Raw genomic sequence first — 13884 nt, forward strand, 5'->3', positions numbered from 1 at the left:
TATAGAGTGCTAATTTTGAAAAAAGTTTCAACTTTTTTTTGAGATAAATTGGCACTCTATGTGTAAAATTGCTAATTTTTTTTGTTCTCGAGAAAGAGAAACACTGTTCGGCGGGCCGAGGAGGGCGCGGGATTTTGGGAGGGCCCCGCCCTTACTGGGCGGGGGCTGGAGCGGAGCGGCGGGGTTCCCTGGGCTCATTTCACAAAATCCCCTTTTCTGCCATTCTTTTTTGGAAGAAAGGTTTTGCAGGAGGTCCTGCAGGCCGGACTTTACTGGCCGGAGATTAAAATGTCCGGGTTCTCCTGCCATTTCGTCCATAAGTGTCCGTTCAATTCTTGAACAAAATTCTTGACAGTGTTTCTTCCGGCGATTTACTGGATTCGATTTTAAGGCATTGTGACCCAAGGGGCGAAGCCATATGGAACGCCTCGATTTCCTCCCGATTCCCGATCGCATTTCTCATGACTGACGAGCTCAGGCATAAAATCCTAAAATTGATCGAAGATCGTCCTGATTTTAACCAGCGCGATCTGGCCAACGCTTTGGGCATCAGCCTGGGGAAGACGAACTATTGTCTCAAGGCTCTCTTGGAGAAGGGTTGGATCAAGGCAAAGAACTTTAAGAACAGTAAAAATAAACTGGCATATGCCTATATTCTGACCCCGGCAGGGCTGGAGGAGAAAATCCAGCTAACGCTTACCTATTACTCCATCAAAAAGCGCGAATACGAGGAACTCAAGCAGGAGTTGGAAAGGATGGGAATCGGTGAGGAGAGGCTTTCGGAGGGGCACGAGTCGGTCTGATGCGGATTCGACGAGGTGTTTTATCGTATGGAAAAAGACGCTAAGATATATATCGCAGGGATCTATGGAATGGTGGGTTCGGCCGTCGCTCGGGTTCTGCGGGAGGAAGGCTTTAGTAATATAGTAGGCCATAGTTCCGAAGAGTTGAATCTACTGAGACAAGACGACGTCGAAAAATTCTACAAAGACCATAGACCCGACTACGTTTTTTTGGCGGCGGCGAGGGTAGGCGGCATCTACGCGAACGATACGTATCCTGCGGATTTTATATATAATAATTTACAAATTCAGAATAATGTAATTCATTCTTCCTACGTTTATAGGGTCAAGAAGCTCCTTTTTCTGGGATCTTCTTGCATTTATCCGAAATACGCAAAACAGCCGATTTCGGAGGACTCATTGCTTACCGGCGCATTGGAACCGACAAACGAGGCTTATGCGATCGCGAAGATTGCGGGTCTAAAAATGTGCGAATATTATAATAAGCAATATCATACGCAGTTTATTTCCGCTATGCCCACGAATTTATACGGTATAGGCGATAATTATAATGCGATGAATTCGCACGTGCTTCCCGCCCTGATTCGCCGGTTCCACGAAGCGAAAGTTTCCGATAGCAAGGAAGTCGTCATGTGGGGAACCGGGGCTCCGCTAAGAGAATTCCTGTTTGTGGACGATTTAGCGGACGCATGCGTATTCTTGATGAAACATTACGTTTCGAACGAAACGGTTAACGTCGGAAGTGGGCAAGAGGTAAGCATCCGGGAATTGGCGGAGGTCGTCAAAAAGGCGGTCGGATACAAGGGCGAGATCGTTTTGGATTCCTCCAAACCCGACGGAACTCCCCGCAAGTTACTGGATTCGAACAAGTTGCACTCCTTAGGCTGGAAGGCGAAGACCGGATTGGAAGAAGGGATCGGAATCGCTTACGCCGATTTTTTGAACGGAAACGTCAGGAAATAAGGGCAACTGGGAATCGAATTGGCGGCAGACGTAGAATACGTAGTTTTCGGAGCAGGCGTGATCGGTCTGGCTTGCGGCAGGAGACTTGCCGAGAGAAAAAAGAGTTTTTTTGTTCTGGAAAAGGAAAACCAATTCGGAACAGGGATCAGTTCTCGGAATAGCGAGGTGATCCATTCCGGAATTTATTACGGCGCCGACTCCTTAAAAACCAAGTTATGCATCGAGGGAAGAAGGCTACTTTACGAATATTGTGAAACGAAGAACGTTCCTTTTAAGAAAACCGGAAAACTGATCGTCGCGGTGGAAGCGGACGAAATTCCTAAGCTGCGATCCTTGTATGAGAACGGAAAGCGGAACGGAATCGGCGAATTGTATTGGTGGGATGAGTCGGAAATAAAACGGACGGAACCTTCCGTTCGAGCGGTTGCGGCTATCTATTCTTCCGAAACGGGAATCGTCGAGACTAAAGATTTGATGAGTTCCTATTTGGCCGACCTTAGCGGCGAATATGGATCCTTGATCTGCAATAAATATCCGGTTTCTCTCGAAACAGCCGGAAAGCACTGGAGAATTTCGTTAAACGACGGTTCCGAGTTCACTTCGGAAAAAGTGATCAATTCCTGCGGTTTGGGCGCTTACGATTTTTTGGGAAAGATCCGTGATTTTCCAGAAGAATCCCGTCCGGCGGCGTTTCGTATGGCGAAGGGCCATTATTTTTCCTTAACGGGTTCGAACATCCGCGTTTCCCATCTGATCTATCCGCTCCCTCAGGTCGGAGGGTTGGGGGTTCACCTTACTCTAGATCTGGCGGGCGGTATCAGATTCGGACCGGATGTGGAATGGGTCGAGCGGGAGAATTACGACGTTCCGGAGAATCTCCGGTCGAAATTTTACGATTCCGTAAAGAGATATCTTCCGCAAGTGCACCCGGATCAGTTGCAGCCTAGCTATGCCGGCATACGGCCTAAGCTTCACGGGCCGGAAGAGAAATTTGCAGATTTCCTAATACAAACGGAAAAAGAGCACGGGATGGAAGGATTGGTAAATCTCCTAGGAATCGAGTCTCCCGGAGTCACCTCCTCTCTTGCCATCGCGAACTTGGTTTTAAACTCTTTGGAAGGCGAAAGTTTATGAAGGATCTCATTTCGAATTACGTGTCTCGACTGGAGAAGGTGTTCTCAACGGAGAATATTTCCGCGATCGAAACTCTGGCGGAATCCCTTTGGGACGCATGGAAGACCAAAAAAACGGTCTACATTTGCGGCAACGGCGGGAGTGCCGGGAATGCAATTCATCTCGCCAACGATTTCAATTACGGAATAGATAAGGGAAAAGGGATCGGGTTGCGCATAGAGGCGCTTCCGGCGAATTCTTCCGTCATTACCTGTATCGCCAACGACGAAGGTTACGAGTTTATCTTTTCCCAACAGCTTCAGGTGAAAGCCGATGCGAACGACGTTCTCATCGTTTTGTCCGGTAGCGGGAATTCCCCGAATATTCTCAAGGCTTTGGAGGTCGGGAATCGTTTGGGCATGAAGACCTTCGCCATTTTAGGATATTCGGGAGGGAAGGCGAAGTCGTTGGCCCAGCATCCGATTCATTTCGCGATAGAGGACATGCAGGTTTCCGAGGACCTGCAATTGATCGTCGGACACATATTGATGCAGTGGATGTATAAAAAAGGCCAGGAATCGAATTCATGAAGGCAATCGTTACGGGCGGAGCAGGGTTTATCGGCAGCCATTTGGTGGATGTTTTATTGAAAGACGACTTCGAAGTCGTGGTTCTGGACAATTTCAGTACGGGACGACCTTTCAACCTAGAGCATGTAAAGAATCGAATCGATCTGTTCGAATGCGATTTGTCCGTCCAAGGGGACTGGATCGCGAAGTTTAAGGGCGTCGATTACGTGTTTCACTTGGCCGCTCTCGCCGATATCGTTCCGAGCATTCAAAACCCCGAGGGGTATTTTCAATCCAATGTAAACGGAACTCTGAACGTTCTGCAGGCGAGCAGGCACCAAGGCGTAAAAAGATTCGTCTATGCGGCGTCTTCGTCCTGTTACGGCATCCCCGAAGTCTATCCGACCCCCGAGACCGCACCGATTTTGCCGCAATATCCGTATGCTCTTACGAAGAGGATGGGCGAGGAGCTCGTAATGCACTGGGCTCAGGTTTATAAGTTTCCCGCATTATCTTTACGTTTTTTTAATGTTTACGGTCCAAGATCCAGGACTTCCGGCACGTACGGAGCGGTTTTCGGAGTGTTCCTTGCGCAGAAATTGGCCAACAAGCCGTACACGGTCGTAGGGGACGGAAACCAGACTCGGGATTTCACCTTTGTCACGGATGTGGCCGAAGCGGTTCTTGCGGCGGCCAAAAGCGATAAAGTATCAGAGATTTATAATGTAGGCAGCGGGGCAACGGTTTCCATCAATCGGATCGTGGAATTGCTCGGCGGGGAATCTATCCGTATCCCGAAACGTCCCGGAGAACCGGACTCGACTTACGCGGATATTTCCAAGATTCGAAAGGATCTGAACTGGAATCCGAAAGTCCCGATCGAAAAAGGCGTGGCCGAACTTATCAAGAATATAGATTACTGGAAGGAGGCTCCTGTATGGACTCCGGACAAGATAGAGAAAGCTACTTCCGATTGGTTTAAATACTTAGGTGACGAAAAGTAATAGCGAATCGATAGGCGCGTTGGTGCTGGCTGCGGGGCTAGGAACTAGGCTGCGGCCGCTCACCGATGAATGGCCGAAGTGTCTCATGCCGGTTTCCGGAAAACCGCTTCTGGAAATCTGGCTGGATCAGATTTTCGCTCTAGGTATAGAGGACGTACTTGTAAACGTGCATTACCTACCGGAGAAAGTATTCGATTTTTTGAATAGACCTAAATTTCAAGGCAGGGTGGAGTCCGTGTTCGAACCTCGACTTTTGGGGACGGCCGGAACGCTTCTTGAAAACTACAATTTTTTCAAGGGCAATACCACTTTGCTGATTCACGGCGATAATCTCTGTGTCTGTGATTTTGCCGCGTTTATAAAATACCATTTCGAAGAGAGGCCGGCAGGATCTCTACTCACGATGATGACCTTCCGGACGGAGACTCCCGAAACCTGCGGGATCGTAGAATTGGACGAACGTTCCGTAGTTAGGAATTTCCATGAAAAAGTGCGGAATCCTCCGGGTAACTTGGCGAACGCCGCGATCTATCTTCTTTCTCCCGAGTTATTGGAGTGGTTGCATGCCAGACCCGAAATTCACGATTTCAGCAATCAAGTGCTCCCGGAGTTTTTGGGTAAAATCGCCACTTGGGAAAATAAGGGCGTTATGCGGGATATCGGCAATCAGGAATCGCTGGTTAAAGCCCAACGAGAAGTGCGTTTTTCCGAAGAAGGTGAGATGGACGAGTGGCAGTCTAAATTTCGATCCAATCCGATCTACGAGTTATTGAGTTCCAGAGCATGACATCCAGTTCCCAAAAAATACTCTCCGTCTCGGACCTTTCCCAGTTGGAGGATTCGAATGCGGAGCATCCTTTCGTCCTCTGCTACGGTCATTTCAACGTCATTCATCCGGGGCATATTCGATTTTTGCAATATGCGAGGAGTCTTTCCAAGGGGCTGAAAGTCGCCGTGCTCGGGGACGAGAATATCGAGGCGAAGCGTAATAAATATTTCCACCAAATGGAAAGGGCGGAAGGGGTCGCTTCCCTTCACTTCGTGGATTCGGTTTTTGTTTTGGATAAGATATCTTTGGAGCAGCTTATCCATAGGATTCATCCTGCCGTATTGGTTTTGGGAAAGGAATTCGAGAATTCACAAAGGCAGGATATCCGAGAAGCTATCGCAGCGATCCAGGAAAAGGGCGGACAGGTGGTTTTTCATGCCGGGGAAATCCATTACGCCAGTTCGGATTTGCTCCACGGAAGTCAGTCGGAAATCGAGTCGGAGAGAAGACATTTATTTCTGCAATCCTGCAAAAGACAGGGAGTAAATTCGGACGGGCTGCTGTCCCGGATCGGAAACTTTTCGAAGTCCAAAATTCTAGTCATAGGCGATACGATCGTTGACCAATATGTCGCTTGCGATGCGATCGGAATGAGTGCGGAAGCCCCCGTATTGGTCGTTCGGGAACTGGAAACCAAGGAATTCGTAGGCGGTGCGGGAGTGGTCGCGGCCCACGTAAAGGCGCTAGGAGCGGAGTGTTCTTTTTTATCGGTCGTAGGAGAGGACGAAAACGCCGAATTGGTGCGAAAGGAATTGGAAGGACAAGGAATCAAAGTTCATCTGATCCGGGATTCCACCAGGCCGACTACATTCAAAATCCGTTATATGGTGGAAAACCAGAAGCTATTTCGTGTGAGTCGACTAAAAGAGCATTCTCTGTCCAAGTCCGTCGAAGATAAATTTTTGGAAAGGCTTAAGTCGCTCGCGGACGGAGTCGACGGGATTTTAATCTGCGATTTCGTTTACGGAGTCGTTACGCCCAAGGTGCTTTCGGAGATCCAGTCGATCGCCCGTGAAAAAGGAATTTTCCTTTTCGGAGATCTTCAATGCAGCAGTCAGGTCGGCAACGTGGCAAAGTTCGAAGATTTTCACCTGATTTGTCCTACGGAACGGGAAGCTAGAATCGCTTTGAGCAATCACGAAGACGGGGTGGAATGGATCGCGAACACTTTGCTGGAGCGTACACGTTCGGAGAACCTTTTAGTCAAGCTTGGTGCAGAAGGGTTTATCGCTTATTCGAACGATTCTCCCGATTATTTTAGAAAAAAGGAACATTTTCCTGCGCTCGTTTCCAACCCGGTGGACGTAGCAGGTGCAGGGGATTCACTTTTTGCGGCTATGGCGATCAGTATGTGTTCGGGAGCGAATCTCATGGAAGCTTCCGCGATCGGAGCTTGTGTCGCGGCCTTAGCGGTGCAGATTATCGGAAATATTCCGGTTTCAAGGCAGAAATTAGAAAACTTTATTAAGAATTTGGAGTGAACATGTCTCAAGGGATTCAAAGTATTTATATCACCGGCGGCGCAGGCTACGTCGGTGCGGTTCTCGTTCCGCGTCTACTCGAAGAGGGATATAGAGTAACCGTTCTCGATTTGATGTTATACGGAGAGGAGGTTCTAAAGGACCACCCGAATTTGAAAAAGATTAAAGGCGACATCAGGGATAAGGCCGTCTTGGAGAGGACGATTCCTGGACACGATTCCGTCATTCATTTGGCGTGTATTTCCAACGATCCGAGTTTCGAGCTGAATCCGGATTTGGGAAAATCGATCAACCTTGACGCTTTTCGTCCTCTCGTCGAGATCAGTAAAAAGGCCGGCGTTAAAAGATTCATTTATGCTTCCTCGTCCTCCGTTTACGGAATCAAGGAAGAGCCGAACGTCACCGAAGATTTCGAACTTGAGCCTCTTACGGATTACTCCAAATTCAAGGCGGATTGCGAAAAGATTCTAAGCGAATACCAATCCGACGATTTTACGACGGTCACCATTCGTCCTGCGACTGTCTGCGGGTATTCGCCTCGACAAAGGCTTGATGTGGTCGTGAATATTCTCACCAACCTTGCGTATCATAAAAGGGAGATCAGTGTGTTCGGAGGTTCCCAGCTCCGTCCGAATATCCACATCGCCGATATGGTCGAAGCGTATCTGACCCTCTTGAGAGCTCCGAAAGAGAAGATCGCAGGGGACGTGTTCAACGCGGGATTTCAGAATCATACCGTTTTGGAGATCGCAACCATGGTCAAGGAAACGGTTGGGGACGACGTCAAGCTGATCACCACACCTACGAACGACAACCGTTCTTATCATGTTTCTTCCGAAAAAATCTTTAAGGTGCTCGGTTTTAAGGCGAATCATTCCATCAAGGAAGCCGTCGAGGATCTGAAAAAAGCCTTCGACGCGGATCTTTTGCCGAATTCGCTTACGGACGAGAGATATTTCAATATTAAAAGAATGCAATCGGTCAATTTAAGGTAAAAATAATGCACGTCAGATATTCCTATTTAAGCCAACAATTCGGAAATTGCGAGGATCTCTGGGACGATCTGAAGAAGTTCGTCGTTACCGGCGATTTCACGTTAGGCAAACCTCTGGTCGAATTCGAGAAAAAATTCGCCGAGCTTATCGGAACGAAACATGCGATCGGAGTGAATTCCGGAACGGACGCCATTAAGCTTTCCTTAAAAGCTCTCGGAATCGGGCATGGCGATGAAGTGATAACCACGGCGAACACTTTCGTGGCTACCGTAGGCGCCATTGCGGAATTGGGAGCGATTCCAGTGTTCGTGGATTGCGACGACACGTTTTGCATGAACGTGGATCTACTGGAAAAAGCGATTACGAAGAAAACGAAAGCCATCGTGCCCGTGCATTTTACCGGTTACATGACCGATATGCGTAAACTGATCCCGATCGCTCAGAAGCACAATCTACCGATCGTGGAAGACGCTTGTCAATCGATCCTCGGAGCTATCGACGGGAAAAAGGCAGGTACTTGGGGAAATTCGGGGGCCTTTTCTCTTCACCCGCTGAAGAATTTGAACGTATGGTCGGACGGCGGAGTGATCACCACGAACGACGACACCTTGGCGGAACAGCTTCGCTTAATAAGAAATCACGGTCTGATCGACAGGGATCACGTGGAAATTCTAGGATGCAATTCCAGATTAGATACGATCCAAGCCGTCGTAGGAAATTGGTTGATCCCGAGCGCCGTAGAAATTTCGAACAAAAGGATCGAAAACGCGAATTACTACGATAAGAATCTTTCCGCGATTCCGCAAATCAAACTCCCCCCTCGTCCTAACGGTTTTAGGATCGTCTATCATTTGTACATCGTGTTTGCGGAACACCGGGACGGCCTTCTGGAGTATTGCGTTAAAAAAGGAATCGAAGCGAAAGTCCATTATCCGGTTCCCATTTATCGGCAACGAGCTCTGTCAAAATACGGTTATAAGGAAGGAGATTTTCCCGTCACCGACGGTCACGTCGGGAAGATCATTACGTTTCCGTGCGATCAACATCTCACGAAGGAAGAAATGGATTACGTAATCGCGACCGTTAAGGAATTTTACTCTTCTTTAAAATGAAAACGACGAATAAAGTCCCTTACGTGAACCTTTCTCGCCAATGGGAGACGGAAAAGCAGGAACTCCTTCCCGTTATCGAATCCATACTAGGCTCCGGTAATTATATCGGAGGAGACCAAGTTTCCAAGTTCGAGGAATCCGTCGCAAAGCTGTGCGGAGTGAAATATGCCGTCGCACTCAATAGCGGAACGGACGCCTTAATGAGCGGCTTGGCGGCGATCGGAGTGAGACCTGGAGACGAGGTCATTACTCCGCCGAATTCGTTTATCGCTTCCACTGCCGCCGTCGTGCATCTGAAGGCGGTCCCGGTTTTCGTGGATGTGTGCGACGACCAGAATATCGATCCGGGCAAGATAGAAAAAGCGATCACAAAGAAAACGAAAGCCATCATGCCCGTTCATTTGACCGGACGAGTCGCTTCGATGGATGAGATTCTTCGGATCTCCGAAAAGTATTCGATTCCGATCATAGAGGATGCGGCTCAATCGATAGGATCGAAATGGAGCGGAAGAACCAGCGGATCTTTCGGCGCTGTGGGTTGCTTTTCCACTCATCCCCTTAAAAATCTGAACGCTTGCGGGGACGGAGGCTTTCTCACGACGAACGACGAGAAGATCTATCAGAACGTGAGCAGATATCGGAATCACGGATTGGTCGATCGTAACACCGTGGAGTTTTTTGGACTGGTTTCCAGGATGGACGCTTTGCAGGCAGGGATCTTGAATTTCAGGATCGGCAAATTACCGGAACTGATTCAGGCTCGAAGAGCCAACGCGGAAGCTTACAAAAAACTATTGGATAGGAACTTCGTGTACATTCCCGAGGATAAACCGGAGGAATTCAACACCTTCCATACCTTCGTGATCCAAGTGGATAAGCGGGACGAACTAAAGAATCGTCTGGCGGAACTCGGCGTGGAAACTTCGATTCATTACCCGATTCCTATCCATTTACAACCCGCCAGCAGAAGCTTGGGATACAAAGCGGGGGATTTTCCGGTCGTAGAGGAACAATCTAGAAGAATTCTGACTTTACCCATCCACCAATTCCTTAAGCGGGAAGAGTTGGAATTCGTGGCCGAAAGCGTGAACAAATTCTATAAGGGTTGAATTTCTCCGATATTTTAGTCGATTATTATATTTTAATGTGGTTGCTTTATGAGTGCTAAGGTAGGAACGGATATCTCTTCGAAATCCGTATTGATGGATTTGTACGTTTCCGCGCTGCGGATCCGGATGACGGAAGAGGAAATATCCAAAAGATACAGTCAGAACAGGATGAGATGTCCGACCCATCTCAGTATCGGACAGGAAGGAGTTGCCGCCGCGGTAGGACTCGTTTTGAGCAAAGAGGATTTCGCGGTAAGTACCCACCGCGCTCACGCTCATTATCTCGGAAAAGGAGGCGATCTGAAAGCCATGATAGCCGAGATCTACGGAAAAAAGACCGGTTGTAGCGGCGGGCACGGCGGTTCCATGCATTTGAGCGATTTGGCCTGCGGTTTCATGGGCTCCACTTCCATCGTCGGAAACAGTATCCCGATCGGAGTCGGACTAGGTCTTTCCATCCAATTGAATCGGACGAATCAGGTGAGCTGCGTTTTCTTCGGGGACGGTTCTGTCGAAGAGGGAGCTTTTTATGAAGCCGCGAATTTCGCTGCCGTCAGAAAGTTACCGGTTTTGTTCATCTGCGAAAATAATTTCTTTTCCGTTTACTCTCCTCTTTCGGTGCGTCAGCCGCCCGAAAGAAAAATCCATGAAATGGTGCGCGCAATCGGAGTTCGGAGCGACGTCGGGGACGGAAACGATACGTTAGGAGTGTATCGTTCCGTTTCTAAAACCGTCGCCGATATGCGAAACGGCGGCGGTCCTTTTTTCTGGGAATTTTACACCTATAGGCACTTCGAACATTGCGGTCCGAATTTGGACGACGATCTGGGCTACAGACCCCGGGAAGAAGTGCAAGCATGGTTGGATAGGGATCCCGTTCTGAAATTACAGGAAGAGTTGATCTCTTCCGGAACGGAGCGCAAGGAATTAACGGATATCAAAACGACAGTAGCGCATGAAATCGAGGATGCGTTCGATTTTGCGGAGAAATCCGAGTTTCCCGAGATGGCCGAGTCCTATCGATCGGAGTATAAGTAAATCATGAAAAGGCAAATTCCTTTCGCAAAGGCGATCAACGAGGCGATTCACCTCGCTATGGAAAAAAACGGTTCCGTAATATGCTTCGGCCTCGGAGCGAACGATCCGAAGAGGATCTTCGGGACGACCGAAGGATTGGTGGAAAGATTCGGAGAAGAAAGAGTATTCGACATGCCTACCTCCGAAAACGGGATGACCGGTGTGGGAGTAGGGGCTTCGCTTAACGGAATCCGACCCATTATGATCCACCAACGGTTGGATTTCTTTCTTTATGCGATGGACCAGGTGGTGAATTCGGCCGCCAAATGGTATTTTATGTTCGGCTTGAAGAAATCCGCCCCGATTACGATCCGGCTGATTATCGGGCACGGATGGGGACAGGGACCTACACATTCCCAAAACCTGCAATCCTGGTTTGCCCATATTCCGGGCTTGAAGGTGGTTATGCCGACCAGTGCGGACGACGCAAAAGGATTATTATTGTCTTCCGTAGCCGACGAAAACCCTGTCATATTCCTGGAACATCGCTGGTTGCATAACGTGCAAAGCGACGTTCCGGAAGGTTATTATGAGACTCCGATAGGTAAGGCCCGGATCGTTAGGGAAGGAAAGGACATTACGATCGTATCCTACTCTTATATGACGATGGAAGCCATCCACGCCGCTAAGATTCTGGAAAAATACGGGATATCCTGCGAAATTGTGGACTTGAGAACGATCCGTCCTCTGGACTGGGACACCGTTTTTACTTCCGTCGGAAAAACGGGAAAGTTATTAGCGTTAGATTCCTCTTCCCCTTTCGCTTCGGTCGCTAGCGAAGTCGTTTCCAGAGTTTGTCTGGATATGTTCGGCGCGTTAAAATCCGCTCCACTTCGCTTAACACAACCGGATTTCGCGTCTCCCTCCAGCTTTGGATTGACAAAATACTATTATCGCGGTGCGAAAGAGATCGCGATCGAGGCGGCAAAAACTTTCGGCGTTACGGTGAGTGCCGAGGACCTGGAAGGGTTGGAAAAGAAACCCCACGATGTTCCCGGCGATTGGTTTAAGGGACCGTTCTAAAGAAATATTCCGTTCCGCCTTTCTTCTATGAACTTTGATAAGATAAAAGAAATTCCTCTCGTTCGACTTTGGACGCACTTGGCTCCGAGGAGGCATAGGCAATTCGTTTTACTTCTCATTATGATCGTCGTCACTTCCTTTACGGAAGTCTTAAGTATAGGGGCGATTCTCCCGTTTCTTGCCGTTTTAACGGCTCCGGAGAAGGTCCTTTCTCTGCAGGAGATACGACCCTTTATCGAGTATTGGAATTTTAAAACTCCCAACGAATTGCTTTTTCCTCTGACGATGATCTTCGCAGGCGCGGCGATTTTGGCGGGCGCGATGCGACTGATTCTGCTTTGGCTAACGACGAAATTGTCCTTCGCTACCGGAGCGGATTTGAGCATGGAGATCTATAAGAAGACTTTGAACCAACCTTATAGCGTCCATGTTTCTCGAAACAGCAGCGAAATCGTTACCGGTATCGTATCCAAGGCTAACAGCGTATCGGGAGGAATCATTCAGCAAGTCCTGATTCTCTTAAGTTCCGCGTTTGTTCTGATCACGATTCTTTTGGGATCCGTCGCGATCAATCCTTCGTTGGCAATTTCCACTTCCTTAATATTCGGACTTTTATATTCCAGCGTAGCTTACGCTTTTAAAAGGAAACTTCTCGCCAACGGAAAGGTTATCGCGGACGAACAAACGATCGTTATGAAATCGTTGCAGGAAGGATTAGGAGGCATCCGGGACGTTTTGATCGACGGTACGCAGGACGTCTATTGCGAAGCCTACCGCAAATCGGATCGTAGATTTCGCGTCGCCCAGGGAAACAACGCTTTTATGAGCGGTAGCCCGCGTTATACGATCGAAGCTTTGGCCATGGTGCTTATGGCCTTTTTCGCTTATAGCCTTACGTTCAGCGAAGGAGGTTTTTCGACAGTCATTCCGACTTTGGGAACTCTGGCGTTGGGCGCTCAGAGAATGCTTCCGGCTTTACAACAGGGCTTCCAATCTTGGGCAAATCTACAGAGTACCGAAGCAATTCTCGTGGACGTATTGAAGCTGCTGGATCAGAAACTACCCGATACCTATAAGTACGAGAATTCGGCTCCATTACGCTTCCAAAGCGAGATTCGCGGTAGCGATTTGTATTTTCAGTATAACTCGGAAGGTCCGTCCGTCCTGAAAGGGTTGGACTTCGCGATCAAAAAGGGAACACGCATCGGATTTGTGGGAACTACCGGCAGCGGCAAAAGCACCCTTTTGGACATAGTCATGGGATTACTCGAACCGACGAGCGGTGAGTTGACCGTAGACGGACAAACGATCCGATTCGATACTGTGCGCGCTTGGCAAAAAAACATAGCGCACGTTCCCCAAAGCATCTATCTCTCCGACTCAAGCATTCTCGAGAACATCGCTTTCGGAACGCCTCCGGAAAAAATAGACAGACAAAAGGCAGTGAGAGCCGCGCAACAGGCTCAGATTTCCTCCCATATCGAGAGCCTGAAGGAAGGCTATGAAACGATAGTGGGAGAACGCGGAGTCCGATTGTCCGGAGGCCAAAGACAGAGGATCGGGATCGCTAGAGCCTTGTATAAAGAGGCATCGGTAATCGTATTCGATGAGGCCACCAGCGCTTTGGACAACGAAACGGAAAAAGCGGTTATGGATGCGATCGAAGGATTAGGAAAAGAACTGACGATCATTATGATTGCACACCGGATTTCCACCGTAAGCAAATGTGATAACATATACGAGATGAAAGACGGCCGAATCGTCAAAGAAGGCCGTTACAGCGAATTATTTGCGAGAAAAGTTTGA

General features: G+C 48.6%; 13 protein-coding genes. All 13 read left to right on the forward strand.

Annotated features, from left to right (window positions below):
• Positions 1 to 461 precede the first annotated feature (461 nt).
• From EHO61_RS12565 to EHO61_RS12625, 13 genes are read left to right on the forward strand one after another with little or no spacing between them, the layout of a single operon-like run.
• Positions 462 to 803: a MarR family EPS-associated transcriptional regulator gene (locus EHO61_RS12565; protein WP_135813931.1), complete on the forward strand. Its 342-nt coding sequence runs from the start codon at positions 462 to 464 to the stop codon at positions 801 to 803.
• A gap of 27 nt (positions 804 to 830) precedes the next feature.
• Entirely contained in the window at positions 831 to 1766 is a 936-nt protein-coding gene (locus tag EHO61_RS12570; protein ID WP_135813932.1) for a GDP-L-fucose synthase family protein, read from the forward strand.
• A gap of 18 nt (positions 1767 to 1784) precedes the next feature.
• Entirely contained in the window at positions 1785 to 2900 is a 1116-nt protein-coding gene (locus EHO61_RS12575; RefSeq protein WP_167884869.1) for an NAD(P)/FAD-dependent oxidoreductase, read from the forward strand.
• Positions 2897 to 3469, forward strand: a complete 573-nt coding sequence (locus EHO61_RS12580; protein ID WP_135813934.1) for an SIS domain-containing protein — start codon at positions 2897 to 2899, stop codon at positions 3467 to 3469. The genes EHO61_RS12575 and EHO61_RS12580 overlap by 4 nt, the downstream gene beginning before the upstream one ends.
• On the forward strand, positions 3466 to 4452 hold the full coding sequence (locus EHO61_RS12585) for an SDR family oxidoreductase (RefSeq protein ID WP_135813935.1): 987 nt from the start codon (positions 3466 to 3468) through the stop codon (positions 4450 to 4452). The genes EHO61_RS12580 and EHO61_RS12585 overlap by 4 nt, the downstream gene beginning before the upstream one ends.
• On the forward strand, positions 4439 to 5239 hold the full coding sequence (locus EHO61_RS12590; RefSeq protein ID WP_246032119.1) for a nucleotidyltransferase family protein: 801 nt from the start codon (positions 4439 to 4441) through the stop codon (positions 5237 to 5239). The genes EHO61_RS12585 and EHO61_RS12590 overlap by 14 nt, the downstream gene beginning before the upstream one ends.
• Entirely contained in the window at positions 5236 to 6762 is a 1527-nt protein-coding gene (locus tag EHO61_RS12595; protein ID WP_135813936.1) for a PfkB family carbohydrate kinase, read from the forward strand. The genes EHO61_RS12590 and EHO61_RS12595 overlap by 4 nt, the downstream gene beginning before the upstream one ends.
• Before the next feature lie 2 nt (positions 6763 to 6764).
• Complete coding sequence (locus EHO61_RS12600; RefSeq protein ID WP_135813937.1) at positions 6765 to 7757, forward strand: NAD-dependent epimerase/dehydratase family protein; 993 nt, start codon at positions 6765 to 6767, stop codon at positions 7755 to 7757.
• A 5-nt stretch (positions 7758 to 7762) separates the two neighbouring features.
• On the forward strand, positions 7763 to 8869 hold the full coding sequence (locus EHO61_RS12605; protein ID WP_135813938.1) for a DegT/DnrJ/EryC1/StrS family aminotransferase: 1107 nt from the start codon (positions 7763 to 7765) through the stop codon (positions 8867 to 8869).
• Positions 8866 to 9978, forward strand: a complete 1113-nt coding sequence (locus EHO61_RS12610) for a DegT/DnrJ/EryC1/StrS family aminotransferase (RefSeq protein ID WP_135813939.1) — start codon at positions 8866 to 8868, stop codon at positions 9976 to 9978. The genes EHO61_RS12605 and EHO61_RS12610 overlap by 4 nt, the downstream gene beginning before the upstream one ends.
• 48 nt (positions 9979 to 10026) lie before the next feature.
• The gene (locus tag EHO61_RS12615; protein WP_135813940.1) at positions 10027 to 11016 is read left to right on the forward strand and encodes a thiamine pyrophosphate-dependent dehydrogenase E1 component subunit alpha; all 990 of its coding nucleotides are present in this window, start codon (positions 10027 to 10029) and stop codon (positions 11014 to 11016) included.
• Positions 11017 to 11019: 3 nt separating this feature from the next.
• Positions 11020 to 12078, forward strand: coding sequence for an alpha-ketoacid dehydrogenase subunit beta (locus EHO61_RS12620; protein ID WP_135813941.1), 1059 nt, complete (start codon positions 11020 to 11022; stop codon positions 12076 to 12078).
• Positions 12079 to 12105: 27 nt separating this feature from the next.
• The gene (locus EHO61_RS12625) at positions 12106 to 13884 is read left to right on the forward strand and encodes an ABC transporter ATP-binding protein (RefSeq protein WP_135813942.1); all 1779 of its coding nucleotides are present in this window, start codon (positions 12106 to 12108) and stop codon (positions 13882 to 13884) included.

Origin of the sequence: Leptospira fluminis (assembly GCF_004771275.1) — a bacterium.
Taxonomy (GTDB): domain Bacteria; phylum Spirochaetota; class Leptospiria; order Leptospirales; family Leptospiraceae; genus Leptospira_B; species Leptospira_B fluminis.

What these genes read in the sequence shown, in the direction of transcription:
- EHO61_RS12565 (WP_135813931.1), top strand. Translation starts at nt 462, where the DNA reads ATGACTGACGAGCTCAGGCATAAAATCCTAAAATTGATCGAAGATCGT.
- EHO61_RS12570 (WP_135813932.1), top strand. Translation starts at nt 831, where the DNA reads ATGGAAAAAGACGCTAAGATATATATCGCAGGGATCTATGGAATGGTG.
- EHO61_RS12580 (WP_135813934.1), top strand. Translation starts at nt 2,897, where the DNA reads ATGAAGGATCTCATTTCGAATTACGTGTCTCGACTGGAGAAGGTGTTC.
- EHO61_RS12585 (WP_135813935.1), top strand. Translation starts at nt 3,466, where the DNA reads ATGAAGGCAATCGTTACGGGCGGAGCAGGGTTTATCGGCAGCCATTTG.
- EHO61_RS12595 (WP_135813936.1), top strand. Translation starts at nt 5,236, where the DNA reads ATGACATCCAGTTCCCAAAAAATACTCTCCGTCTCGGACCTTTCCCAG.
- EHO61_RS12600 (WP_135813937.1), top strand. Translation starts at nt 6,765, where the DNA reads ATGTCTCAAGGGATTCAAAGTATTTATATCACCGGCGGCGCAGGCTAC.
- EHO61_RS12605 (WP_135813938.1), top strand. Translation starts at nt 7,763, where the DNA reads ATGCACGTCAGATATTCCTATTTAAGCCAACAATTCGGAAATTGCGAG.
- EHO61_RS12610 (WP_135813939.1), top strand. Translation starts at nt 8,866, where the DNA reads ATGAAAACGACGAATAAAGTCCCTTACGTGAACCTTTCTCGCCAATGG.
- EHO61_RS12615 (WP_135813940.1), top strand. Translation starts at nt 10,027, where the DNA reads ATGAGTGCTAAGGTAGGAACGGATATCTCTTCGAAATCCGTATTGATG.
- EHO61_RS12620 (WP_135813941.1), top strand. Translation starts at nt 11,020, where the DNA reads ATGAAAAGGCAAATTCCTTTCGCAAAGGCGATCAACGAGGCGATTCAC.
- EHO61_RS12625 (WP_135813942.1), top strand. Translation starts at nt 12,106, where the DNA reads ATGAACTTTGATAAGATAAAAGAAATTCCTCTCGTTCGACTTTGGACG.